The following is a 22,732-nucleotide window of genomic DNA, read 5'->3' as shown; positions in this document are numbered from 1 at the left end:
TTAAACGTTTAACTTTTACAGTCTGGAAAGTAAAGCGCACTGGTTTGGATTTGACCAAAGAAAACCGTAAGGATGATTATTCCTGCGGTTTTTTTGTGTGCTTTTTTTGGGAAATTCTATGAAAGCTCTATATTTTTGTTTGAACTGAAAGCAGGACGTTTAAAGATATAGTATGACGCTTTGAAAGGGGATATTTGGGAATGACCAACCTTGTTGCCGGCACTAAGGATCTTCACTTGTTCCACGAAGGCACCTTATATCAAGGCTATCAATTTTTCGGAGCTCACTTGGTGGATGGGCCGGAGGCAGGCGTCCAGTTTACCGTGTGGGCTCCTAATGCTCAATCGGTGGAAATCGTGGGAGACTTCAACGAGTGGAACGGAGAGAACCACTCAATGGACCTTTTAGGAGATTCAGGTGTATGGCAGCTTCATATTCCGGGGTTGGATGCAGGGACGATTTACAAGTACTCCATTGTGACGCCCGAGGGGAATGCCGTGTTAAAGGCGGACCCATACGCTTTCTATTCCCAAGTAAGGCCCGACACAGCTTCTGTTGTTGCGAATTTGGATAGTTTCGAGTGGAACGATTCCGAATGGCGGGAGAATAAGAAAGACGAATACATTTATCACGCTCCCGTCAATATATATGAGGTTCACTTAGGGAGTTGGAAGAGGGATGAGAACGGCGAATTCCTCACTTACCGCGAACTCGCGGACGAATTGATCGATTACGTGCTCGAACTGGGATATACGCATATTGAGCCGCTTCCGTTAACAGAGCATCCGTTCGACGGATCCTGGGGCTACCAGGTTACCGGGTATTACTCGATTACAAGCCGTTACGGGGCGCCGGAAGATTTCATGTATTTTGTGGACAGGTGCCATCAAAGAGGAATAGGAGTCATTCTGGACTGGGTCCCGGGACATTTTGTCAAGGACGAACACGGTTTGGCCATGTTTGACGGGACCCCGTGCTATGAATATGCGGATCCCAGGAAGGCGGACCGGTCCAATTGGGGCACCTACGTATTCGATTATGCCAAACCCGAGGTGTTAAGCTTCCTCATCGGCAGCGCCGTATTCTGGATGGACAAGTACCATGTAGACGGTCTGCGGATCGACGCGGTAACGTCCATGCTGTTTCTGAACTTTGAGAAAGACGAATCTCTCTGGGTGAAGAATGAATTGGGCGGCGAAGAGAATCTCGAAGCTATCGAATTCATGAAGAAGCTGAACAGCGTTGTGTTTGGTTACTTTCCAAAAGCGATTATGGCTGCAGAAGACTGCTCGGAGTGGACGAATGTCACTACCCCAGTGTGCGACGGAGGGCTGGGCTTTAACTTCAAGTGGAACATGAGCTGGATGGGACAGGTTCTCAACTACATGAGAATGAATGCCATCGAACGAAAAGACCGCTTGGAGCTCGTTACCTCGCCTTTTTTCCAAGCTTTCACTGAAAATTATATTATGGCTTTCTCTCATGATGAAGTCTCCCACGGGTATTCCCTTCTGGCCACCATGTCAGGCGACGACTGGCAGAAACGGGCCAACCTGAGGCTGCTATACGGCTACACGATGGGCCATCCAGGCAAGAAGCTGTTCTTTATGGGCTGCGAATTCGGCCAAAAGCAGGATTGGGATGTAGACAGCTCGCTGCATTGGGACCTGCTGGATGTGGAGGAGCATTCCCGGTTGCACAAGTATATGAGAGACCTTAATCATCTTTACCGCTCGGAAAAGGCGCTGTGGCAAATGGATACCGATCCCGCCGGCCTTTTCTGGATACACTCGGAGGATGACCATGACGGAGTCGTTATTTTCAAAAGGCAGGCTTCGGATCCGAGCAACACAATTATCGTCGTTTGCAACTTTAGCAGTGACGTTTATGACGATTATAAGGTAGGAGTTCCCGACCCGGGATATTATAGCGAAATTTTCAACAGCGATGCGGAAGTCTACGGAGGCACTGGGAGAGTGCAAGGCAATGAAATTGCGACAGAAGAATACGGCTGCCACAACCAGCCTTACTGCATTCAGATCCAGATCCCTCCGCTTGCCGCTATGATGTTTAAACTACAAAGAGAGAGAAAGGATTGGAAAATTCATGAGACAAAAAGATTGCGTCGCTATGCTGTTAGCCGGAGGAGAAGGTCGCAGATTGAATCCGCTGACCGCAAAAATGGCCAAGCCCGCCGTATACTTCGGCGGCCAATATAGAATGATCGATTATGCGCTGAGCAACTGCAGGAATTCACAGATAGATGTAATCGGAGTAGTCACCCAATATGAGCCGGAAACTCTGCACGAGCATATCGGCTGCGGAACACCTTGGCTGGAGGGGACGGAAGGGCACGTAGAGGTACTGCCTTCCACTCAGCCGCATGTCGGCAAGGACGGTTATACCGGGACTGCGAATGCAATATATCAAAACCGGCGTTTTATTGAGCAGTTCGACGCCAATTATGTTATCGTCCTGTCCGGGGACCATGTTTACCAAATGGATTATGAAGCCATGCTCGCCTATCATAAATCTGTGGGAGCCAAAGCAACCATAGCCGTTACCCCGGTTCCTTGGGAGGATGCAAGCCGGTTCGGCTTGATGTCTGTGGACAAGCGGGGGCGCGTAACCGAGTTTAATGAAAAACCTGCGGTACCGGAGAGTAATCTGGCTTCCATGGGAATTTACATTTTCGACACGGATTACTTGATGGATTGCCTTGAGGCGGATGATAGAAATCCCAAATCCTCTCATGATTTCGGTAAAGACGTTATTCCTATGATGCTGGAGCAGGACGAAGACCTCTATGCTTATTCTTTTAAAGGATATTGGAAGGATGTAGGTACGATCGGCAGCTTGTGGGGCGCCCAAATGGATCTGCTGAGCCCTGAGGTACAAGCTCCATGGAAGAACATGGAATGGCCGCTCTACACCAGAGAAGCAAATTCCAATCCGATGCATATCGATGAAAGAGCCTCCGTCCATAATTCCATTTTAAGCCCGGGCTGCTCCGTCTATGGCGCCGTCAACAATTCTGTCATTTCCTGCGGCGTTCATATCGGCAAGGGCAGCGTGCTGAAAGACTGTGTCATTATGCCTAATGCCAGAATCGGAAATCAAGTCAAGCTGGAAAAGGTCATTATCGGCGAAGGAAGCATCATCCATGACGGCGTGAGCTTGGGCAGCACACGAGATGACGTCACTGTGGTAGGCAATGGAGAAGTTATCCTCAAGAAAAACGAAAAACAGCAGAAGTCTTACATTTCCGATACGTCCGTCATTTTGGAGAGGATCGGATAAGCTTTCACAGATGAATCGGGAAGAAAGGGGGGGCGCTTTATGCCGTATTCCATTGTTTTGGCCGACCGCGAAGCGCAAGTCAGGGAAACGATCAGGCAGTATCTTGCCGCGGGATTCGAAGCCAGTGAAATCCACCTCATTACCGATGACAGCGAAAGGACGGAGCATCTGCTGGCACCTCATTTTTCAAGCCGAATCGGATTTAGCATAGAGCAGATGTTCTACTCGATTATTCATTTATACAGAGGCAGAGGAAAAATGCTGCAGGACAAGCTAGTATCTCTGGGACTATCGGGCGAAGCAGCCGATTATTACGAGTCCGAAATTAACAATGGCCGCATGGCCGTTATCGCCTACCCTGATCAGGAGGTTGTCAAGGCGGCACCGTTCCCCATCACCGGTACTGTTTCTTACGCGGAATCTACTGTGGAATGATAAAGGAGGGAAGCGTCATGAGCAAGATTTACTTATATAGTTTGATTATTGGAAGTATGCTGATGCTGGGAGTTTCTACAACATTCGGTTCTGAAAAGCAGCATAACCATATATCGGCTGCCAGTAAATCTGTCCCGTCTTATGAGCTTGCCCAACCTAAGTCCGAGGAGAACCCGATAGGAGAAGGGGAGATGCGGCACAGCCAAGTGACCAAGCCGAAGCTCATGCTTGATACGGTGTGTGGCGTATCCTTGTACGATGATCAGCAGACAGTGCTGAAGAACAAAGGAAAGCCGAAAGAAATAAGGAAAGACAAGTCTATGGACGGCGTAAATATATATGTCTACGATGATTGCACGGTTGGAATCAGTGATGACGCCGTGAGTTATGTTTCTGTCACTGCCGCTATGGGCATGATTGATATAGATGGAATTCCGCTCCCATTGAGCAAGGCGAAGCTTATGGACGCTCTGGGAACCCCGTATTGGAATGCGGAGGATGGAATTGTGTATAAGAAGCAGAACTCCGTCCTTAAGCTGTATTTAAACGGCAAGGATGAAGTTTCGACTATTCATTATTTTCATGAATCCAGCGTTTGATGACAGACGCTAATTCTTTCAAGGTGCCAATGAGACAATTCTCACTGGCACTCTTTTAATTCGTAATGGGGTTGTGATGAAAATGCTGATCGTTCCGTTATCCCAATCCGTAGACCCGCTCATCTATGGAGGTAAAGCTGCATCTCTTTGTAAAGTTGAACCGGTTGTCCCTCTAAAGCTCGCCCCGGAGCTCTAAAGAGACCGGCTTTTCGTAGATCGCCGCAGACGCAAAAAGGGCAGCGGGCTCGCTGCCGGCTGCCTTTTTAGCGATACAAGCTGTTAAAACTTAGGGAATACATAGTGGACGAGGAAGTAAAGGAAACCGAAGAAAATTAACAAATATGCCGTATACTTAATAAAATTCGACGCCACCAGGCTGGAATCGTTTCTTTCCTCGACCGTTCTTTTTTCTACGTTGACATCTTTGTCCATATCCATACTGTTCACTCCTTCACTATAGTTTTCAAGTTCTTGCTTGGTTCTCTTTACCCTGTGGCAAACACATTGAAACTAAGGGCGATCATTCGGTTGAAAGCATCTCAACGCACGCCGGGAGAACCGTGCACGGGGAAAAAGAAAACCCGCTATTCAAGGCCTTATGACCTTAAATAGCGGGTTTCTTACGGTTGATCTTATTCGCTCAAAAAAGCTTCCAGCATCCAGATATGCTTCTCATAGCTCGAGCAAATTTCCATCAGCATATCCGAAGTACCCTTGTCGCCCTGTTCCTCGGCAGCCTCCGCGCTCTTCTTCAATTCTCCGGCCAACGTGCGGAAATCCGCCAACACTTGGTCGATCATCTGACCTGAATTTTCGCCTTTCTTGGCTTCGTCGATAGAAGCGGTTTCGAGGTAGTCCTTCATGGTAGATAAAGGCTTTCCGCCCAGAGCCAGAACTCTTTCAGCGACAGTGTCCATATATGTCGTCGCTTCTTCATACAGTTCCTGGAACTTGGCGTGCAGCTCATAGAAAGAGCTTCCTTGAACATACCAGTGGTAATGGTGAATTTTTACGTACAGCACATTCAAGTTGGCCACTTGCTTATTCAGCATCGTAATGATTTCAGCGGATTTGGTTGATGTTTTAGGCATGGAATTCCCTCCACTTCAAATAAAATTCAGATTTAATTTACCCTTGTCCGAGGCCTGTGAAACATAACAACTTTTTCTTGTTTCAACCTAAAAGCACTCGGGTAATTTCAACTAACTGTTCATAAATCTACTATTTGGAGGGAACCGTATGATTATTCAGATCAGTGTCGCCGTGATTGCAGTCGCTTTTGTAGCGCTTGTTTTATTCCTGATCAAGACTCTTCGTTCGATTACCGATTTGATCGCAAAGACCAATGACAGCATTGGACAGCTTCAACTGCAGGTCAACGAAATGAGGCAGGAAACAACCGCGCTGATCCGCCACGCCGATGAAGTAACTGTAGATGTCCGCAACAAGCTGCACTCAATGGATCCTCTTTTTTATTCGGTTAAAATGGTCGGCGATGTGGTCAGTGAAATTACACATTCCGTAAAGAAGGTTTCCGACTCGGTCAGCCGTTCTGTAGAGAGAAGAAACTATCCAGGCCGGTATGTTGTCAGCACCGTACTGCCCGCAGTTGTCACTCTTTTCAAACGAGCCAAAGCCAAATAAAATAAAAATTAAGCCCATATGTTTCAACTCCGCCCAAGCGGGGTAAATTATCTTGTTGACACGCAGGCGTAAATTTTAAGGGGGAGCAAGAATGAATCTCGATCAAACATTTCAACTAGACAAACACACCACCGCAGAGACCAACATACTTTACCTGAAAGGCGAATTGGGCTTGGCTAAAGCCTCTGAGTTCACCTCCACCATAGATCCTTTTGTGGCTGATACTAATAGAAAGCTCATTTTGGATTTGAAAGAGTTACAATATTTGGATAGCACTGGAATTGGAATTATCCTCACTGTGCTAAAAACGCGCCATGCGTTGAAAGCGTCGTTTGCCGTAGAACACATTCCGTCCAAAATTCAAAAGTTGTTCGATATCACCGGAATGACACCTTTCTTGGCGGCCCATTCTCATACTGAAAATTAGAAAGGAAATTAACACATGATATTGCTAAACCGTACCGTTACTCTCACATTGCCTGCAGAAGCTGAATATATCGACCTGGTTAGGCTCACTTTATATGGCATCAGTTCCCGCATGGGATTTTCCTATGAAGAAATCGAAGATATGAAGGTTGCCGTTTCGGAGGCTTGCAACAATGTGGTCGTACACGCTTATGAGCCCGGACAAGGCGGGTTGATGCAAATTGACTTCGAAGAGATCAGCGGGGGCATGTCCATCCATATTAAAGACGAAGGCAAACGGTTTAATTTTGAACAAAAAGTATCCGAGGCGTCATCCTTGCACAATAAAGAACTCGATGAGGTTAGCAGCGGAGGTTTAGGGTTGTATTTGATGCAAGCACTTATGGACGATGTGCAAGTCAGGGGGGATGATGGCACGGAGGTCATTCTAACCAAGATGGTGTCAAAAAGCGGGGAGATGGTATGAAGGTAAATTCCGAGAGACAAGAGTTCGAGCAGCTGCAGCTCATAATGGAATACCAGAAAACCTCCTGCAATGACATCGCCACTTCTTTACTCTTACAATATGAACCCGCGGTAAGAATGGCGGCCGGCAAAATGTCGCGCAACCGCCCGGACTTATATGAAGATTTATATCAGGTCGGACAAATGTCCCTCCTTAAATTATTTAAACAGTTTGACGTGTCTTTAGGAGTTCAATTCGAACCATACATGATGAAGAGCATCATCGGCCACATGAAGAATTACTTGAGGGACAAGTCGTGGTACATTCAGGTTCCCCGGCGGATCAAGGAAAAAGGCTTCCATATTCAACAGGTCATCGATACGTTAACCGTAAAGCTGGAGCGTTCACCCAACGTTGATGAAATTGCCGCGGAAGTAGGGCTTTCGGTGGAGGAAACGATCGAGATCCTGGCGGGCCGGGAATGCTACCATTACGTTTCGCTCAACATGCCGCTCGCGGCGGAGGAAGATGGAGCAACCATCGGAGACGTGCTGGGAACATTGGAGGACGAGTACCGTCAAGTCGATAACCGTATCGACCTGAAACAGGCGATGTCCCATTTGAATGCGGTCGAGCAGAAGGTGCTTCAGCTCGCTTATGTGGAGGGCCAGTCACAAAGGACCATCGCACAGGAGCTGAACGTGTCGCAGATGAGCGTATCCAGAATCCAAAGGAGAGCCTTGGATAAACTGCGAACGTTTTTTGAAGAGAATGGGGAGAAAAGTGATGAATGAAAAGCTCACGTCTTGAGGACGTGAGCTTTTTTGGCGACTGCGGATTCTATTGCTTGGCCAGCCATTGCAGCAGCTTCTTGTCACGGCTCCATAAGTGGGTATGAGTAATGTAATATTCCACGGCTTCATTTTGATCACCATGGCCAATGTACTCGGGTTTGGGGTCAGGTCCTCGTCATCCAGGAAACCATCCATATTTTCTTCCGCATAATCTAAAATTTGCTGAGAACGCTGGGAAATGGAAGAGGAAGAGACGCCGTATCTTACAGCAAGCTCCGCTTGAGTCACTTCAAAATAAATCACATCCGCCCTATATATGTTCTTCTGCTATTATTACCGCTTCTTTGACACGTTTCTACATGGATTATGTGGGAGCGGTATCCTTTTGATATACTGGGAGTAACAAACACAAAGCTTATGCAGGATGGAAGGGGCAGACGGGATTTTATGAGAATCAACAAATACATCAGCGAAACCGGCATATGCTCCAGAAGAAAAGCGGATGAATGGATTCAAAGTAAGCGGGTGACGATCAATGGCAAGGCCGCGGATCTTGGCAGCCAGGTGGAAGAAGGCGACGAGGTTCGAATTGACGGCAAGCCGATCGGAGAGAGCAAGGAGCATGTGTACATCGCTTTGAATAAGCCGGTTGGAATCACTTCCACCACGGAGCGGCATATTAAAGGCAATATTATCGATTTTGTTAATCATCCTGAACGGATATTTCCCATCGGGCGGCTCGATAAAGATTCGGACGGACTGATATTATTGACCAACGATGGAGACATCGTCAATAAGGTGCTCCGGGCGGAGAATAACCACGAGAAGGAATATATCGTGACGGTGGACAAGCCGGTAACCACTGAGTTTGTGGCAAAAATGTCCGGAGGCGTCCCCATCTTGGGAACTTATACCAAGCCTTGCACGGTGACGAGGGTCGGAACCAATACGTTCAGGATTATACTTACGCAAGGGTTGAACCGGCAGATCCGCCGCATGTGCGCAGTGTTCGATTATAAAGTGCGCCGTCTGCAGCGGGTACGGATTATGAATATCCATTTGGGGAATCTGCGGATCGGGGCTTGGAGGGATCTCAGCAAGCAAGAGCTGGAGGTTTTGCTTAAGTCGATTGGGCTTGAAACATAGAAAGAAAGTCTGCTGATGGCGGGAGATGCTCACCTTTGGGTTCCTTGAGCCGGGGCAGTGAACTTGATGCAAGACAAAACGGTTAGGGGGACAGGTTATGCCTCGCTCGGTCAGCTATGTGCCTTTTGGGTATGAGCCTCCCAAGGAGGAGGAAAAAGGGACAATCCTCATGTTCGGGGAATTCGATCCTCCGGATGAAGATGAGCTTCTTGAGTTGATCCGCTGGGCCGATAAACACAGCTTCAAAGGCTTCGTGTTCTACCCCCAGCATGAGCAAACTTTGAGGAGAATGGGGCTTTCGTGTGAGCAGCCTTACCACTCGAGGTTAAAGGAACTGCAGCGGTTTGTGGAGGAGCAGCCTTCAAGGGGCTTGAAAATTCAGGTGGACGCGTGGGAAGGGAAGCGAAAGAAGTATACGCCGCTGGAAACCTCTCTCGATTTTTTGACGGAAAAATACGAAGCGCCTTTCTTCGTCTGTATGTCCGGGGAATACGCCAACCGGTTCGCTTCCTATCCTTCTTTCCAGGAGTGGATCCGCAAGGTGCGCCTGCTCGTTGATAGCCGGGATCCATTCGTGCCCCATCCGCAGCTGGAGCGGTACTCCAGCCGTTGGGGGCTGCTTGGGCAGGAGTAACAACTCGGCGGCAGCTAGCGGAAACCCAATTTCATACTATGAGGAAACCCATATACAGGCTGTTGGCCGGATGAGGTTGATGTACAGGCAGTTTAGGAGTTGAGAGGCGTACACAGGCTCATTGCCAGACAGGATCAACTCTTTTTAAGACGAGGTTCATTCACAGGCGGTTTGCCAGACAAGGTTCAACCGTAGGCCCTTTGCCAGATGAGATTCATGCACTGGGTCTTTGCCGGGCAAGCTTCAAGATCAACTCTTTTGCAGTCGAGGTTTTTATGGTAGAGTAAGGAAAAGGTCGTAAAGCATACGCCGCTGTCCTGTTGATATTTCAACGGGAGGCGGCTATTTTTTTTGAAGGGAGTTTGAGGAATGGGATTTAAGGAGGCGTATGACGATTTTCTGAAGTGTCATGTACAAAAACGAAAGGGGGAACGTTTACGGAGGTTGCAAGAGGGACACGGGCATGCGGAAAAGCTTTTTATTGAGGGAGTGTGGTGGCCTTCTTTTGGACATTTCAACCATTTGCATCCTGAATATGAAGTATTTGATTTTAAAGACGGGTTCAGATACTTGGATTTTGCTTATATTCGGCCGTCATTTCGTGTGGCTATGGAGATTGACGGGTTTGGCCCGCATATGCGGAATTCGAACCGTTGGCAATTTTCCGATCAGTGGCAAAGACAGAATCACCTGGTGATCGACGGGTGGCACATACTCCGCTTCTCCCATGATGATGTGAAAGAAAAACCCAGGTACTGCCAGCAGGTTATCCAACAGCTTATGGGAAGGTGGCTTGGGGAAGAAAATCCGGTTGAGAAAGCCTCTTGTATGGAAAAGGAAGTGTTGAGGCTGGCTCTTCGTTTGTGCCGTCCTGTTAAACCAAGTGATGTTTGTGAACATCTGGCGGTGGAAAGCAAGTACGCGAGAAGGCTTCTGGCTAATCTTGTTGAGAAAAGAAGGCTGCTTCCTGCAAGCGGGAGTGTTCGTGTCCGTTCCTACAAGTTAAACATCCAGGGGAAAAACATCGAGTTGTGATTTAGGCATAGAAAAGGTGGAACGGGTGCCTAGGGCAAGGGGCAGGTAGAGATGGAACGAGAGCTCGGGGCTTAGGGGGGGGAAATGCAAAGGAAGTTCAGGGCCTGGGACAGCGAGGAGAAGGAACGGAGCTCAGGCCCTGAGGCAGGGAGGAGACATCGAACCTTAGCGAAATAGCGGACTCCCGAGGTGTTATAGCTTCTAGATCTGGGTTATTTTGTGATGTAGCGGATTTTGAAGGCCTTATTTGGGCGGATCAGGCGTTAACACCAAGAAATTCCACTGAATAGCGCTCTAAAAAGTCCTTATAGTAAATTTTCATCCGATCTGAAAGAAATAACTCCCTGAAAATCCTTTATTTCTCGCAGCTTGACAGCAAAGTTGAAAGTAAAGAACCTGTGATGTTAATGCTTTCAACGAACGGAGGTGCGGCGGGGAAGAATGATGCCGCCGACCTCAGTGCCGGCCCCAATGCTGGTTCCAATGTCGGTGCCAAGGTGGGCTGCTCCGGTGCTGCTCCGGTGTCTCACCCGCCGCTCCGCGCTGCTCCGGTGCTGCGCCGGTGCTGCTCCGGTGCCTCTCTCGCCACTCCCATGCTGGCCTCAGTGCCCGGCACAGTCTCCACCCCCTGCAGAGTGTTTTTTTGTTCCCTATGCCCCCGATTCTCGCGTCTATGTTTAAAAATCTGAAATCTGTCTTTAATAAAAGTAAACAGAATGTTCAGAAAGTTGGCGCCAGGATGGAAACGATACAGCTGCAGGAAAAAATAGTGAAAACCGCCTTGTGCCAATTCATTTTTCCTTTTTCCTTCAAGGGCGAATGCTATGCAAAATTGAAAGAGACGCTGCTGGCCGACGGCTTTACCCCGTTTTATCTGGATAAGCTGGAGCTGCAGGACGCGTACTACGGTGAGGGATACCACGTGTCCCATCCGAATATGGAACGGTACTATCTCCCCTATACAGGCAGCGTACTGTTTCCTTACAAGGAAAACCCCGAAGCTTTCCAGCGTTATTCCAAAGCGTTGAACCTGTCTGCGGCGCTCAAAACCAATGCATCGAAGATCCCTTTTGTCATACATTCGGTGGACGTTACAATATGCCCTTTCGATCTGGGCTTTATCACGATTAGGACCCAAATCGCGCAAGAGCGGCTAACCTTCTCCGGAGCGCTCGAATTTGCCGACAGGTTCCGGGTGCTTCAGGATATCAGCAAGCGTGATAACCTCACTTTTATCCACTGTGACGGCGAAAAATTTAAAGAGGTGGAGAGCTTTATCTTCAACAAACTGGTGAAAAGCGTTCTGCCCTACCTGGATAAAAGCGGGATGGAGGGAGCTTACTTCGAGACGCTGCCTTTTTTCGTGGATGAGCGGATGTATGTGCAGGCGGTGTACGCCTTTGAAGAGGGAACGGAACTGGACGAAACCGATTTTTACCGCGCAGTACATCTGGACGGTGTCAACATGTCGGGCCGGCCAATCATCTCATCAAGCAACATGGAGTATGTAAGAAATTATATCGACGTCCACGGCTACAACCGCTGGCTTCCCCACACGTTGTTTATGGTGAACGAGCATTCCTTCTGCTGCCTGACGAGTAGTGCGGAAACTCACGCCCGCAAGCTGGGAAACCAGATGTACGGGGAGTATTACTACGGTCTGCTGCTGAATCTTTTTCATAAAATCGTGCTGCTTAAGCTGTCGAACCGCTATTCCCAGGTGGACCTAAGACGGAGCAATGAGGAAGTTTCCAGGTTGATCCGCCAGATTACTACGTTTTCGTCGAAATATTTTTTCATTGAGCTGGTGTCCCAGTCACAGGGAAGGGAAATCTTCATTCAGCTGCGCAAAATTTTCCGAAACAATGAGCTGTACATCGACGTCAAGCAAACCTTGGCCGATCTGTTCAAGTACCAGGATGCGTTCAGCAATAAAAGGCAGAGCTATTTGCTCGCTATTCTGACGATTTACACGGTCGTAAGCGGGATCTTTGGAATGAACCAGGTGATCGAGGACCTGAAAGGGCCAATGGATTTCAGCAAAATCAAGGACTACTCCGTATTCGAGTATATCGCAATGTTCACTACGTTCTCCGGACTGTTTATAGCCTTCTTGCTGGGCTTTGGTTTCTTGCTGAAGTGGATCAAGGATAAAAAGAACGATCCAGTCTGATTAGCCTTGTCCCCTTGGCGGTTAATTAGTTGTTAGGCAAAAAGTAAAGATTAGGGGTAAAGGGGGGTGGGGGACCAAAAAAAGGACGATTTTAGCATTTTTGTCACACAAGTGTAATAGTTTCTTAAGTATCTTTTAATATTCGTAAATTATACTATTTTCATAGAATCTTTAGATGGAGGGACCGCAGATGAAAAAGACAAAAATGAAAACGATTATTCATTTCTGTAACGAGCAAATTCCGGTGTACTTCGATAGTCCGAGCAAAAAAGTGCTGGCGCTTTTGACCAGCATTCTCGAACAGAAGATGAAGAGCGGCAAGAAAACGGTGCAAAAATTTATCCGGTCCCTGGACAGCGTGGAAATAGAGGGTTCCGAAGCGATTCTTTATTCCAAGAGGGAATGGGATACGCTGGCGCTGTCTTTATATTAATAAAAAAGAGCCTGACGAGCATCCCGGAAGGGGAAGTTCGCCAGGCTCTTTTTTGCGGAGAAAGCACAACTTGCTGCCATATGCAGGCTAAGAAAAATTCATTTCAAACTTTAGTTAAAGTCCCCCGGACCTTGAAACATCAGGCCCGGGGGATTTCTTTTACCCTTTCAACGAAAGCAGCCAATTGGCATAACAAGGATTGCAGAGCAGTTCCCAATGGTCTCCCTTACCGCTGCGTTCATACACGGGTATGGTGCGGGCGGATAGGGTCGCTTTCTCGCAAAAGCGGCAAATATACGGCATCAGGTTCCCTTCTTTCCTTGCTGAGTTGTGGGCAGAAACTATTTTTCCTCTCGGTAGCGAAATTTATTCATCACTGATTCAACCTTGACGGGCGAGGGTAGTTATCATTCACCCAGTTTTTCCCTGTCCATATTCAGGTTTATTTAATGTATCTCCTTTACAATAGGTTAACAAGGTCATGAGCCGGAAAATATAAAACGCTGCGGGAAGGTGTGGTAACTCTATGTCATTGGTCAAATCAACGGGCCTCCGAAAGGTTCCCATGAAAAGAAGGGCAAATTTGCGTGATTACCCTGTTGTTGCCGCTGTTCTTGCTTTAGTTTCGGGTATTTTCGTCTTGGGTGTGGAATGGATTCAGCGGGGCTCGATATATGGTACTTTGTCCTGGGGCATACATAACGGAAAACTTTTTGCCATGAACGCACTTATCGATTTTTTTGTTCTTCTGGTTCTGTACTGCCTGATAGGCTCTTTGATTCCTTCGATCGGGGCAGGAGCTTTGCTGCTTTTTGCCTTCGCGCTCATCAATTATTTTAAAACCAAACTGATCGGAGAACCGTTCTTTCCGTGGGATATTCTGCTTAACAAAGAAGGCGGAAATATCATTCCGCTCGTTACGGGTTCGGCTGCCCTGGTGCGGCTTGCTGTCGGCTTGGCTCTGATTTCGGCGATATTCCTGCTGCGCTTTCGGGTGCCCCGCTTATCGCTCCCATGGATGAGCCGTCTGGCTTTGGGACTGCTGTCCGCTTTTGCGTTATATTCGTTCGGGCTGGGGACGGCTTGGGCGGGAGAGGTGTTTGACCGTGCGGGGGCCAGCGAGATCGTGTGGGACCAACAGCAGAATTATGCCAGCAACGGGAGCACCCTTGCATTTACTATGAATGTGAAAAATGCGATTGTGGCCAAACCGGCAGGTTACGGAGAAAATACCATCTCTACGCTGGCGCAAACCATTGGCGATCAAAAGGCTGCCGCTGCAGATCCGTTTCACGGAAAAAAGCCGAATGTCATCTTTATTATGAACGAGGCTTTCTGGGATCCGACGCTGCTCACTAACGTGACCTACAGCGAGGATCCGGTGCCAACCGTACACAAGCTTCAGCAGGATTCGACCTCGGGCTACCTGCTGTCTCCCCAATTCGGCGGTGGAACGAGCAATGTGGAGTTTGAGGTGCTGACGGGGAACTCCATGAGCGCCCTTCCAAGCGGCTCTGTTCCTTATCAGCAGTATATCAATAAACCTTTGCCCAGTTTGGCAAGCTATTTTGAAGACAACGGGTATAAGAGTCTAGGGATTCATTCCTATGAAGGATGGTTCTGGAACCGGGAAAGTGTGTACAAGCAGCTCGGATTCGAAGGATTTATGAGCAAACAGTATTTTCAGAATCCGGAGTATAAAGGCATCTTCATTTCTGATGACGAGGTGTCCCGCAATATTATCAAGGAAGTGGACGGCATGGAGCGCCCGATGTTCATTTATGCGGTTACGATGCAGAACCACGGGCCATACGACACGCCGAGATACGACAGCAATCCGATCCAGGCAACCGGCAATCTGACGGCGTCGGCGCAGAGCACGCTGGAAACGTACACCCATGGCGCTCATGACGCGGATCAAAGCCTGAAGATGCTGATCGATCATTTCAAGGATTCGGAGGAGCCTACGGTCATTGTTTTCTACGGCGACCATCTGCCTATGCTGGGCCTCAGCTACGACGTGTACAAACAAGCCGGCTTTATCCATACGGACAATGAAGCGGAGTGGACCCTGGAGGAAACGAAAAAAATGCACAGCGTCCCGTTTGTGGTATGGTCCAACGTTTCGCTCCCCAAGCAGAACATTCCTACGCTGAGCGACTCGTTCCTTGGGTCGTTTATGCTTAATTTAATGAATATGGATAAACCGGCGTCGTTCGCCTTTAACTACGAACTGTCCCAGAAAATTCCCGGATTGCTGAGAAATCTGGTAGTCGACAGCGACCAAGGCCTATACCAAAAGGTGCCGGATGCTGTGAAGCAGGATGTAGAGAAGTATAAAGAGCTGCAGTACGACAGCATGTTCGGGCAGAAGTATTTGGCCAACTATGTGGACCATGACTATCTGACCAAGGCAGCGCTGCCGAATTATAATGAGGAATTTGTCGATGATCTTCAGGCTGGGGCCGCAGGAACACCGAACGCCGAACCGGTGCAGAAGCAGTAGCTATAAAGGCCAAAGCGCCGGCAGAAGAATCAGGCGCGGCCTGGACTGCAGAGTTGAGCGGTACTGCAGGTACAGAAAAAAGAACTCACAACCCTTTACGGAGGGAGTTCTTTGTCGTTAATCAAATACATAACTTTTTCAACATTAGGACCGTCGTCTTATGATCGATCTCAAAATGACGCTCTACATCCTTCGGCCGGATTTGCCCACCGAATTGAATCGCAAGACGTATGATTTCTTTCTCGGCAAGCAGTGCGTGATGCCCCCTCTCCAGCCGGCCCCGGCGCTCTCCCGTCCTGCTTTCGAGGTGATGCCGGATAAATGTGCCGTGCGCCTTCAAAAGTCACTCTCTCATACCCCTCCTTAAAAACAGAAAAACGTCCCGCTTCCATCAGAATGGAACGGTATGTTCTTCTTCGTCACTTATCCCTGATTATAATGTATGAACAAGACAGTCCCTGTCCTTAGAAACAGGTTCTGTCTTTATTCACCCGAAGGGTGATTTGTTCTTTAAGCAGGAAGGCTACAAGGAAAGCCTGATTATCTCTCTGCGAATAATGGAGCAGGAGCTCTCAAATTGTTCTTTTTCAAGGGAAGAGAGGTTAAGCTCCAGAATTTCTTTTACACCTTGACGGTTGATAATGGCCGGTACCCCGGCACAAACCCCGATTTGGCCATATTCATTGTCCAGGATGGCCGACACTGCGATAATTTTATGTTCATCGCCCAGGATCGAACGGGCAATGTAAGCGAGGGCGTTGCCGATGCCATAATGGGTGGAGCCTTTACGGCTGTGGATTTCCCAACCTGCATTTTTCGTTTTGTCTGCAATCTCCTGCAAATTTAAGTGGCCGAAACGACCGGGGTGCTGCAAAAGGATTTCATGGATCGGTTTGCCTCCAATAGAGACATGGGACCACGCGGGAAACTGGGATTCTCCATGCTCCCCAAGGACATAACCTTGGACACTTCGCGGATCCACGGGGAGATATTCGGAAAGCAGCGTTTTTAAACGGGAAGAATCAATGGAGGTGCCTGTTCCGACAACCCGGCCGCGGGGAAGGCCTGACATTTTCCATACCAGGTAGGTGACGAGATCCACCGGGTTGGACGCGGCAAGAAAAATGCCATGAAATCCGCTGTCCATTATGCGCCAGATCATGTCCTTATGGATTTCATAAGCCGTATCCAGAGCGTCCAGCCTGTTTTTGCTATGCTTTGGCGTAGTCCCTGCACACAGGATGACGATGTCCATATCCGTGCACTGTTCGTAAGTGCCTGTGTAAATTTTGGTCCTGGAATTGACGAAATCCATGCAGTGGGACAGATCCAGCGCTTGCGCATACGCACGGTCAGGGGTACGGCCGATCAGCATGATTTCATCGCAAACCGACTGATTGACCAAGGAATAAGCGCAGCTTGCCCCGACATGACCGACACCGACAATAGCCAATTTTCGCGCTTTATTTCCCATATTACAGCACTCCCTTAAAAGTCTGATTCTTAACGTTAAAGAAAGTTTAAGATCGCTAAAAAATTAAAGTGAAATGAAACTTTCTTTACAAGAAAATCTACCTATAATTCGCGTCGCTCATCCTTGAATAGCCTCGATAGAGTTTTCTTATTTATATGACAAAAACGGAATATAATGTGACTGTTATGTAACTTATAATAACACATAATTAACATTTGAAGGCTGTATCATTAAATATTTCTTCAAAAGGGAGGAGAGAGGCATACTTTGCTGTTCCTTGTCATAAAATGTAACCCGCAAGAGGCATCAGTAAAGGGGAATCGGCAAATGGATGTATTAAACGAAATGAAACGTTTGTCCTTTGAACAGCTTGTATTCTGTCAGGATCAAGACAGCGGACTGCAGGCGGTCATTGCCATCCATAATACCAAACCGGGGCCGTCGTTAGGCGGCTGCCGCATGTGGGCCTACGCTTCAGAGGAAGAAGCGGTATCGGACGCGCTGCGGTTGGCCCGTGGGATGACCTACAAGGCGGCGGTCTACGGGTTAGGTTACGGCGGAGGGAAATGCGTCATTATCGGCAATCCCGCCGCCGACAAGAGCGAAGCGCTTTTCCGGGCAATGGGCCGCTTTATAGAAGGATTACAAGGCCGGTATATTACGGGCATCGATCTGGGAACAACCGTTCAGGATATGGACATCATTCGGCTCGAAACGCAATATGTGACGGACACAACAGGCTCGATCATGGCCTCCGGCGACTTTACGGCGGACATGACGGCCTACGGAGTTTTTCTGGGGATAAAGGCTTCCGTTAAATATAAGCTTGGCTTGGACGATATTTCGGCTGTAAAGGTCTGCGTACAAGGCTTGGGAAAAGTTGGCCGGTTTTTGTGCAAATATCTGCATGATGCAGGGGTGGAGCTGATCGTCACGGATATTATCCCCAGCCGAATGGAGCAGGCGGTAAAGATGTTTAACGCCCGTACGGTTTCGCCTGACGCGATTTACACACAGGCCTGTGATGTGTTTGCTCCCTGTGCTTTTGGCGGAATATTGCACGACCGGACGATTTCGCGGCTTACATGCCAAATCGTTGCCGGCGCCGCGAATAATCAGCTTGTAGAGGAAAGGCATGCGGATCTGCTGCGCGATTTAGGCATTCTGTATGCGCCGGATTATGTGATCAACGCGGGAGGGCTCATTATTACAGCCTGCGAAATGAACGGCCTCGGAGCAGGCGATTTGAAGCAAAGTGTGGAACGGGTTTTCTCCACGCTGCTTGATGTTTACCGGGCGGCGGACTCGGCGGCTGTTTCTACTTTGTCTGCGGCAAATCGTATAGCGGAGAAAAGCCTGTAAGAAACCTCTACCAAGGCCATTCATTAAAGTTAAAAAACTTTTATTTTCTCTCAACTGGAAAAAGTTCTTATGAAGGATTTGGCCGCATTTTCGAGAATAGTTATTAAAATGGCATCCCGGTCCAAAAGGTTAAGGATAGCGCTTTCATTTATGCAATGTCACGTTTTCATTTGCCGCTCTCCCGGAATTGGAATTTGCTGGTATTGTAGCACAAACCCCTGGAGAGCGGAATGAGAAGGGAACCCGTTCGATCGACCGTCAAAACTTCAAATATTTTTGTAAGGAGAGAGAAGCGATGAAGCATCCCGTTCAAATCATTTCCAAATGGAACCAAGAGGTATTTCCGGCAGGAGCTGCGCTAAAGGCAGAGCTGCTGATCGAGATCCAGGAAGGCTCCGGGCAAGATGCAGCGGCAGACTTTGATCACAGTGTCGGCATCACACTGCAGCCGTCCGATTATGTGAGCAGCATACAAATTCCGGACTGCCGCTCGCGCCAAATATTTGGTGAATGGCATGTGGCCGTGGGGAACACAGGCGGCGGGCTGAATAAAACCATGCGGGTCGAGATTGAACTGCTTCCTCATACCTCCGGCGTGCATCCGGTTTTGCTGTTGGAATGTTCCTATGAGAAGAAGAATGCCGGGGCTGACAGCCGGGGGTTTACATACGAAGTTCATGCCCGTTTTATGGACACCAGTGAGCCTCTCTCCGCTGCGGCAATAGTGGATGCGGTTTGAATATGGCCGGAGGCCGCAAGTTTTAATAAGGCTTCTTACAAAAACAAGAGGAACCAGCCGCTTCAGGCCGGTTCCTCTTTCACTGCGCTAAGTCCGCTTGCATCCACCACAAGGCTATAAAAACTTCCTCTGATGCTTTTTGCCGTCGTAGGAGAACTGCACTTTTTTATCCTCTACGATGGTCTCCAAATGTACGGTCTTGCCCCACAGCTGCTGGATGTAAGGAATGGTCTTCTCCACATACTTGAGATCGAGCTCCACACCCTCGTACTCGTGGAACAGGTACAGCTCGCCGTTATGCTGGTAATCGCCGTCCCGCACTACGATGTAAGGAAAGCCGCCGTTGACGCGGGAGTAGACGAGCTGGTCGCGGATGTTTTCCCAGGATTTGTCGGTGATTTTCCACTCGGGCCCTTTTTTCTCGAATACGTACAGATCCAGCTCTTCCACCAGCGGTTTGTTCAAATAATTGCGGATGAAGGAGGTATCCGAGTCGAACTCCCTCACTTCAAAAATTTTCTGCCTGCCCTCACCGCCCATACGGCCGAAGCGTTCCCGTTCCTCGGGAGTCGGGTTATCCCAACGCTTCTCGATATCCTCGAATATTTTGAGTCCCAGATAATAAGGGTTCAAATGATGCTGGGAGGGCACCACGACCGCGGAGTTCAGCTTGGCGTACTCGATAGTTTCTTCCTCGGTGAGGTCGAGCTCGCGCATGATGCGCTGATGCCAATACGAAGCCCAGCCTTCGTTCATAATCTTCGTCTCCATCTGCGGCCAGAAGTACAGCATCTCGTCGCGCAGCATGGTTAGGATATCCCTCTGCCAAGGCTCCAGGTAAGCGGCATACTCCTCGATGAACAGCAGCAGATCCTTCTCCGGCTCTGGCGGGAACCGCTTGGGCGCGTGTTCCTTGGCCGCTGCCGTCACTTTTTTCTCCGACTCATCGAGTCCCCATAAATCCTCATAGCCTGTGCTTTTTGCGGGTTTTTTCTTGACGTTGTCCGAAGCGGACTTTTCGTTTCCGCGCGGCCGGTTCATCCGGTTCAAGCTGGGATCGACGTGCTCCTGGATTGCCAGCACGGCGTCGATGAATTCCTCCACCCGCTCGGTGCCGTATTCCAGCTCATACTGCCGGATCCGCTCCGCAGTAGCGGACATGCTCTCGACCATGTCGCGGTTCGTTTTGGAAAAACGGACATTGTTCTTGAAAAAGTCGCAGTGAGCCAGCACGTGGGCGACGATCAGCTTGTTCTGGATCAGCGAGTTGCCGTCCAGCAGGAAGGCGTAGCAGGGATCGGAGTTGATGACAAGCTCATAAATTTTGCTGAGGCCAAAATCGTACTGTGTTTTCATTTTGTGAAACGTCTTGCCGAAGCTCCAGTGGCTGAAGCGTGACGGCATGCCGTAGGCGCCGAAGGTATAGATGATGTCCGAAGGGCAGATTTCATAACGCATCGGAAAATAATCCAGCCCAAAGCCGTCGGCTATTTCCGTGATCTCCGCTATCGCATATTCGAGTTCTTTGATTTCGGAAGCGTTCATTGGAGCGCGGCTCCTTTCACCGGATTGGAGAAGAAGGTGCGAAGCGCCTTGTATACTTCCCCTTTTTCACGAATGACATAGTACACAAACTTCGGATCGGAAATATTCTTATAGGCTGACATTAAAGTGGAGCTGCGGTTGTATTGGTTCACTTCGCCGTAGCCGAACAAGTTGGATCGTGCCATCAGCTGTCCGATTAGCTTGACGCAGCGTTCGTTATCCGAGGTCAGATTGTCGCCGTCCGAGAAGTGAAAAGGATAAATATTGAAGCGGGAAGGATGGTACTGCAGGTCGATCAGCTCCAGGGCCTTCTGGTAAGCAGAGGAGCAGATGGTCCCGCCGCTTTCGCCTTTGGTGAAAAATTCCTCTTCCGTCACGACTCTGGCTTCGGTATGGTGGGCGATAAACACGATTTCCACCTTCTCGTATTTCGTTCTGAGGAATCGGGTCATCCAGAAGAAGAAGCTGCGCGCGACATATTTTTCAAAGGTTCCCATACTGCCCGAAGTATCCATCATTGCTAGGATCAGCGCGTTGGAGTGGGGCTTCACGACCTCTTCCCACGTCTTGAACCTCAGATCGTCCGGTGTGATCCCGTGGATGCCAGGGTTGCCTGAGGTGGAATTTCTCTTCAGGTTCTCGAGGATAGTGCGTTTCTTGTCTATGTTGGACATAATGCCTTTTTTACGGATGTCGTTAAAAATAATTTCTTTGGTGGAAAGGTCATGGTTCTCCTTCTGCTTCAGATTGGGCAGCTCCAGCTCTTCAAATAGCAGTGTCTGCAGTTCCTCCAAATTTACTTCCGCCTCATAGTAATCCTTCCCGGCTTGGTCACCGGCACCCTGGCCTTTGCCCGGACCCTGGGCAGGCGCGGGATCGACGCCGAGCACATCGCCTACCTTGCTGTTGCCGTCGCCCTGTCCGACATGCTTGCCTTTGTTGTGGTTATATCGGAAACGGTATTCGTCCAAGCTGCGGATGGGAACCTTGATAATTTGCTTGCCATCTGACAGAATGATGTTCTCCTCTGTGACCAGATCGGGCAAATTTTGCTTGATCGCGTCTCGTACCTTTTGTTGGTGCCGGGTTTGATCCTGGTAGCCTTTGCGGTGCAGCGACCAATCCTCGCGGGAAACGGTGAACAACGGTTCTGTCATGCGGGACACCTCCTGAGTTTTTGCGATAAGTGCCATTTTGGTTTTGCCGAACTGGCCTTAAGGCCTTTACAAGAAAAAAATAGCTTGTTATCAAATATATTCAAGAGACAGGGGGATATGTGAGCAGGATAGGTGCCTATTTTTTTACAGTTACTTTTTAAAGCCAATAAGGAGGGGAGTTATGGGTGAAAAAATTTACGGTAGTTTGCAAGGGGAAAGCTGTATAAGGAGCAGCGACGCTGTCAATTGAGGCGGTTTGGTGAAAATGTAGGGGCTCTGGCGAGGGTTCCTAACGATGTTATTATGAATATCGTTGGACCACCACTAAAGAAAATAGCTATTATTCCAGAAGATTATCCCGAATCGGAATATGAATCAAGCTATCGTAAGATTCCGACCAATAAAGTATGTACTTACCAAGTTTATATATTATTCTTGCAGTATGACGAAACTTTAAGGGATGTGATTAATGAAACCCGAGGTGTCGTCGGTCAGAGTAACATTTCAGTTAATCAAAGTCGTAATTTAATCATGCCAATCCCGTCATTACAAGAGCAACAAGAAATTATCAATACTTTGAATAGGTTGATTGAAAAGGAAAACTCTGCAGTAGAGATGTTGGAAGTAAAAGAAACTGACCTAGAAATGACTATCCTATCCATTTTATCGAAGGCGTTTCAAGGGGAATTAGGTACTAATAATCCTGATGAGGAGAAGCAACTTTCTTCTCCGCCGATGGCAAAAGCACTGACCATCTCGTCTCCAGGTTCAAAAGAGACAGCAATATCAGCTACTGCATCGGCGGATAACAACGTATGTGAAGCTCCAGTATCAATGACCAACTTGTCTATGGTAGAGCTTGTCCCTTGTAATTAATCGTAATCG

Annotated in this window: 23 protein-coding genes; 17 read left to right on the top strand and 6 right to left on the bottom strand. The window is 48.5% G+C overall.

The annotated features are described in order from the left end of the window. The first annotated feature begins 200 nt into the window (after positions 1 to 200). From glgB to ACZ5N7_RS10760, 4 genes are read left to right on the top strand one after another with little or no spacing between them, the layout of a single operon-like run. Complete coding sequence (gene glgB, locus ACZ5N7_RS10775) at positions 201 to 2,219, top strand: 1,4-alpha-glucan branching protein GlgB (protein ID WP_464654177.1); 2,019 nt, start codon at positions 201 to 203, stop codon at positions 2,217 to 2,219. Next, positions 2,161 to 3,300 carry a glucose-1-phosphate adenylyltransferase gene (locus ACZ5N7_RS10770; protein WP_464654176.1) on the top strand — a complete coding sequence of 380 codons (1,140 nt, stop codon included), beginning with the start codon at positions 2,161 to 2,163 and terminating at the stop codon, positions 3,298 to 3,300. Before glgB ends, ACZ5N7_RS10770 begins: the two co-directional genes overlap by 59 nt. A 39-nt stretch (positions 3,301 to 3,339) precedes the next feature. Beyond that, positions 3,340 to 3,735, top strand: coding sequence for a general stress protein (locus ACZ5N7_RS10765; RefSeq protein WP_464654175.1), 396 nt, complete (start codon positions 3,340 to 3,342; stop codon positions 3,733 to 3,735). Between the two features lie 17 nt (positions 3,736 to 3,752). Beyond that, positions 3,753 to 4,334 (top strand): hypothetical protein, encoded by a 582-nt coding sequence (locus ACZ5N7_RS10760; RefSeq protein ID WP_464654174.1) that lies wholly within the window; start codon positions 3,753 to 3,755, stop codon positions 4,332 to 4,334. A 279-nt stretch (positions 4,335 to 4,613) separates the two neighbouring features. Here ACZ5N7_RS10760 and ACZ5N7_RS10755 read toward each other — a convergent pair whose 3' ends face one another. Further along, positions 4,614 to 4,772 carry a hypothetical protein gene (locus ACZ5N7_RS10755; RefSeq protein ID WP_464654173.1) on the bottom strand — a complete coding sequence of 53 codons (159 nt, stop codon included), beginning with the start codon at positions 4,770 to 4,772 and terminating at the stop codon, positions 4,614 to 4,616. A 194-nt stretch (positions 4,773 to 4,966) separates the two neighbouring features. Further along, entirely contained in the window at positions 4,967 to 5,425 is a 459-nt protein-coding gene (locus ACZ5N7_RS10750) for a Dps family protein (RefSeq protein ID WP_464654172.1), read from the bottom strand. Positions 5,426 to 5,573: 148 nt separating this feature from the next. Between ACZ5N7_RS10750 and ACZ5N7_RS10745 the strand changes: the two genes are divergently transcribed. From ACZ5N7_RS10745 to ACZ5N7_RS10700, 10 genes are all read left to right on the top strand, one after another. Further along, positions 5,574 to 5,978: a DUF948 domain-containing protein gene (locus ACZ5N7_RS10745; RefSeq protein ID WP_464654171.1), complete on the top strand. Its 405-nt coding sequence runs from the start codon at positions 5,574 to 5,576 to the stop codon at positions 5,976 to 5,978. A gap of 91 nt (positions 5,979 to 6,069) precedes the next feature. Further along, positions 6,070 to 6,405 carry an STAS domain-containing protein gene (locus tag ACZ5N7_RS10740; RefSeq protein WP_464654170.1) on the top strand — a complete coding sequence of 112 codons (336 nt, stop codon included), beginning with the start codon at positions 6,070 to 6,072 and terminating at the stop codon, positions 6,403 to 6,405. 15 nt (positions 6,406 to 6,420) lie between these two features. After that, complete coding sequence (gene rsbW, locus ACZ5N7_RS10735; RefSeq protein WP_464654169.1) at positions 6,421 to 6,870, top strand: anti-sigma B factor RsbW; 450 nt, start codon at positions 6,421 to 6,423, stop codon at positions 6,868 to 6,870. After that, a complete protein-coding gene (locus ACZ5N7_RS10730) occupies positions 6,867 to 7,643 on the top strand; it encodes a sigma-70 family RNA polymerase sigma factor (RefSeq protein ID WP_464654168.1) in 777 nt (258 codons plus the stop codon). The genes rsbW and ACZ5N7_RS10730 overlap by 4 nt, the downstream gene beginning before the upstream one ends. A gap of 447 nt (positions 7,644 to 8,090) precedes the next feature. Next, the gene (rluF, locus tag ACZ5N7_RS10725) at positions 8,091 to 8,789 is read left to right on the top strand and encodes a 23S rRNA pseudouridine(2604) synthase RluF (protein ID WP_464654167.1); all 699 of its coding nucleotides are present in this window, start codon (positions 8,091 to 8,093) and stop codon (positions 8,787 to 8,789) included. A gap of 97 nt (positions 8,790 to 8,886) precedes the next feature. Then, positions 8,887 to 9,423, top strand: a complete 537-nt coding sequence (locus ACZ5N7_RS10720) for a hypothetical protein (RefSeq protein ID WP_464654166.1) — start codon at positions 8,887 to 8,889, stop codon at positions 9,421 to 9,423. Positions 9,424 to 9,792: 369 nt separating this feature from the next. Next, complete coding sequence (locus ACZ5N7_RS10715; RefSeq protein WP_464654165.1) at positions 9,793 to 10,458, top strand: DNA-binding response regulator; 666 nt, start codon at positions 9,793 to 9,795, stop codon at positions 10,456 to 10,458. A gap of 739 nt (positions 10,459 to 11,197) precedes the next feature. After that, complete coding sequence (locus tag ACZ5N7_RS10710; RefSeq protein WP_464654164.1) at positions 11,198 to 12,631, top strand: hypothetical protein; 1,434 nt, start codon at positions 11,198 to 11,200, stop codon at positions 12,629 to 12,631. 205 nt (positions 12,632 to 12,836) lie between these two features. Next, the gene (locus ACZ5N7_RS10705; protein ID WP_464659233.1) at positions 12,837 to 13,064 is read left to right on the top strand and encodes a 3-dehydroquinate dehydratase; all 228 of its coding nucleotides are present in this window, start codon (positions 12,837 to 12,839) and stop codon (positions 13,062 to 13,064) included. Between the two features lie 583 nt (positions 13,065 to 13,647). After that, complete coding sequence (locus ACZ5N7_RS10700; protein ID WP_464654163.1) at positions 13,648 to 15,570, top strand: LTA synthase family protein; 1,923 nt, start codon at positions 13,648 to 13,650, stop codon at positions 15,568 to 15,570. Between the two features lie 121 nt (positions 15,571 to 15,691). On the opposite strand, the gene ACZ5N7_RS10695 is transcribed toward ACZ5N7_RS10700, so the two are convergent. After that, on the bottom strand, positions 15,692 to 15,910 hold the full coding sequence (locus ACZ5N7_RS10695; RefSeq protein WP_464654162.1) for a hypothetical protein: 219 nt from the start codon (positions 15,908 to 15,910) through the stop codon (positions 15,692 to 15,694). A gap of 183 nt (positions 15,911 to 16,093) precedes the next feature. Beyond that, entirely contained in the window at positions 16,094 to 17,044 is a 951-nt protein-coding gene (locus ACZ5N7_RS10690) for an L-lactate dehydrogenase (protein WP_464654161.1), read from the bottom strand. 327 nt (positions 17,045 to 17,371) lie between these two features. Between ACZ5N7_RS10690 and ACZ5N7_RS10685 the strand changes: the two genes are divergently transcribed. Beyond that, a complete protein-coding gene (locus ACZ5N7_RS10685; protein ID WP_464654160.1) occupies positions 17,372 to 18,406 on the top strand; it encodes a Leu/Phe/Val dehydrogenase in 1,035 nt (344 codons plus the stop codon). 295 nt (positions 18,407 to 18,701) lie between these two features. Next, positions 18,702 to 19,145, top strand: a complete 444-nt coding sequence (locus ACZ5N7_RS10680; protein ID WP_464654159.1) for a hypothetical protein — start codon at positions 18,702 to 18,704, stop codon at positions 19,143 to 19,145. 114 nt (positions 19,146 to 19,259) lie between these two features. On the opposite strand, the gene ACZ5N7_RS10675 is transcribed toward ACZ5N7_RS10680, so the two are convergent. Both ACZ5N7_RS10675 and yhbH read right to left on the bottom strand, forming a co-directional pair. Continuing rightward, the gene (locus tag ACZ5N7_RS10675; RefSeq protein ID WP_464654158.1) at positions 19,260 to 20,690 is read right to left on the bottom strand and encodes a SpoVR family protein; all 1,431 of its coding nucleotides are present in this window, start codon (positions 20,688 to 20,690) and stop codon (positions 19,260 to 19,262) included. Further along, positions 20,687 to 21,847 (bottom strand): sporulation protein YhbH, encoded by a 1,161-nt coding sequence (gene yhbH, locus ACZ5N7_RS10670; protein ID WP_464654157.1) that lies wholly within the window; start codon positions 21,845 to 21,847, stop codon positions 20,687 to 20,689. The genes ACZ5N7_RS10675 and yhbH overlap by 4 nt, the downstream gene beginning before the upstream one ends. A gap of 246 nt (positions 21,848 to 22,093) precedes the next feature. On the opposite strand from yhbH, the gene ACZ5N7_RS10665 reads away from it, so the two are divergent. Continuing rightward, on the top strand, positions 22,094 to 22,723 hold the full coding sequence (locus ACZ5N7_RS10665; protein WP_464654156.1) for a restriction endonuclease subunit S: 630 nt from the start codon (positions 22,094 to 22,096) through the stop codon (positions 22,721 to 22,723). The last annotated feature ends 9 nt before the right edge of the window (positions 22,724 to 22,732 follow it).

This window comes from Paenibacillus sp. JCM 18996, from assembly GCF_055392555.1.
Note: the sequence above shows the minus strand (reverse complement) of the source record. Positions and strands in the feature narration are given on the sequence as shown.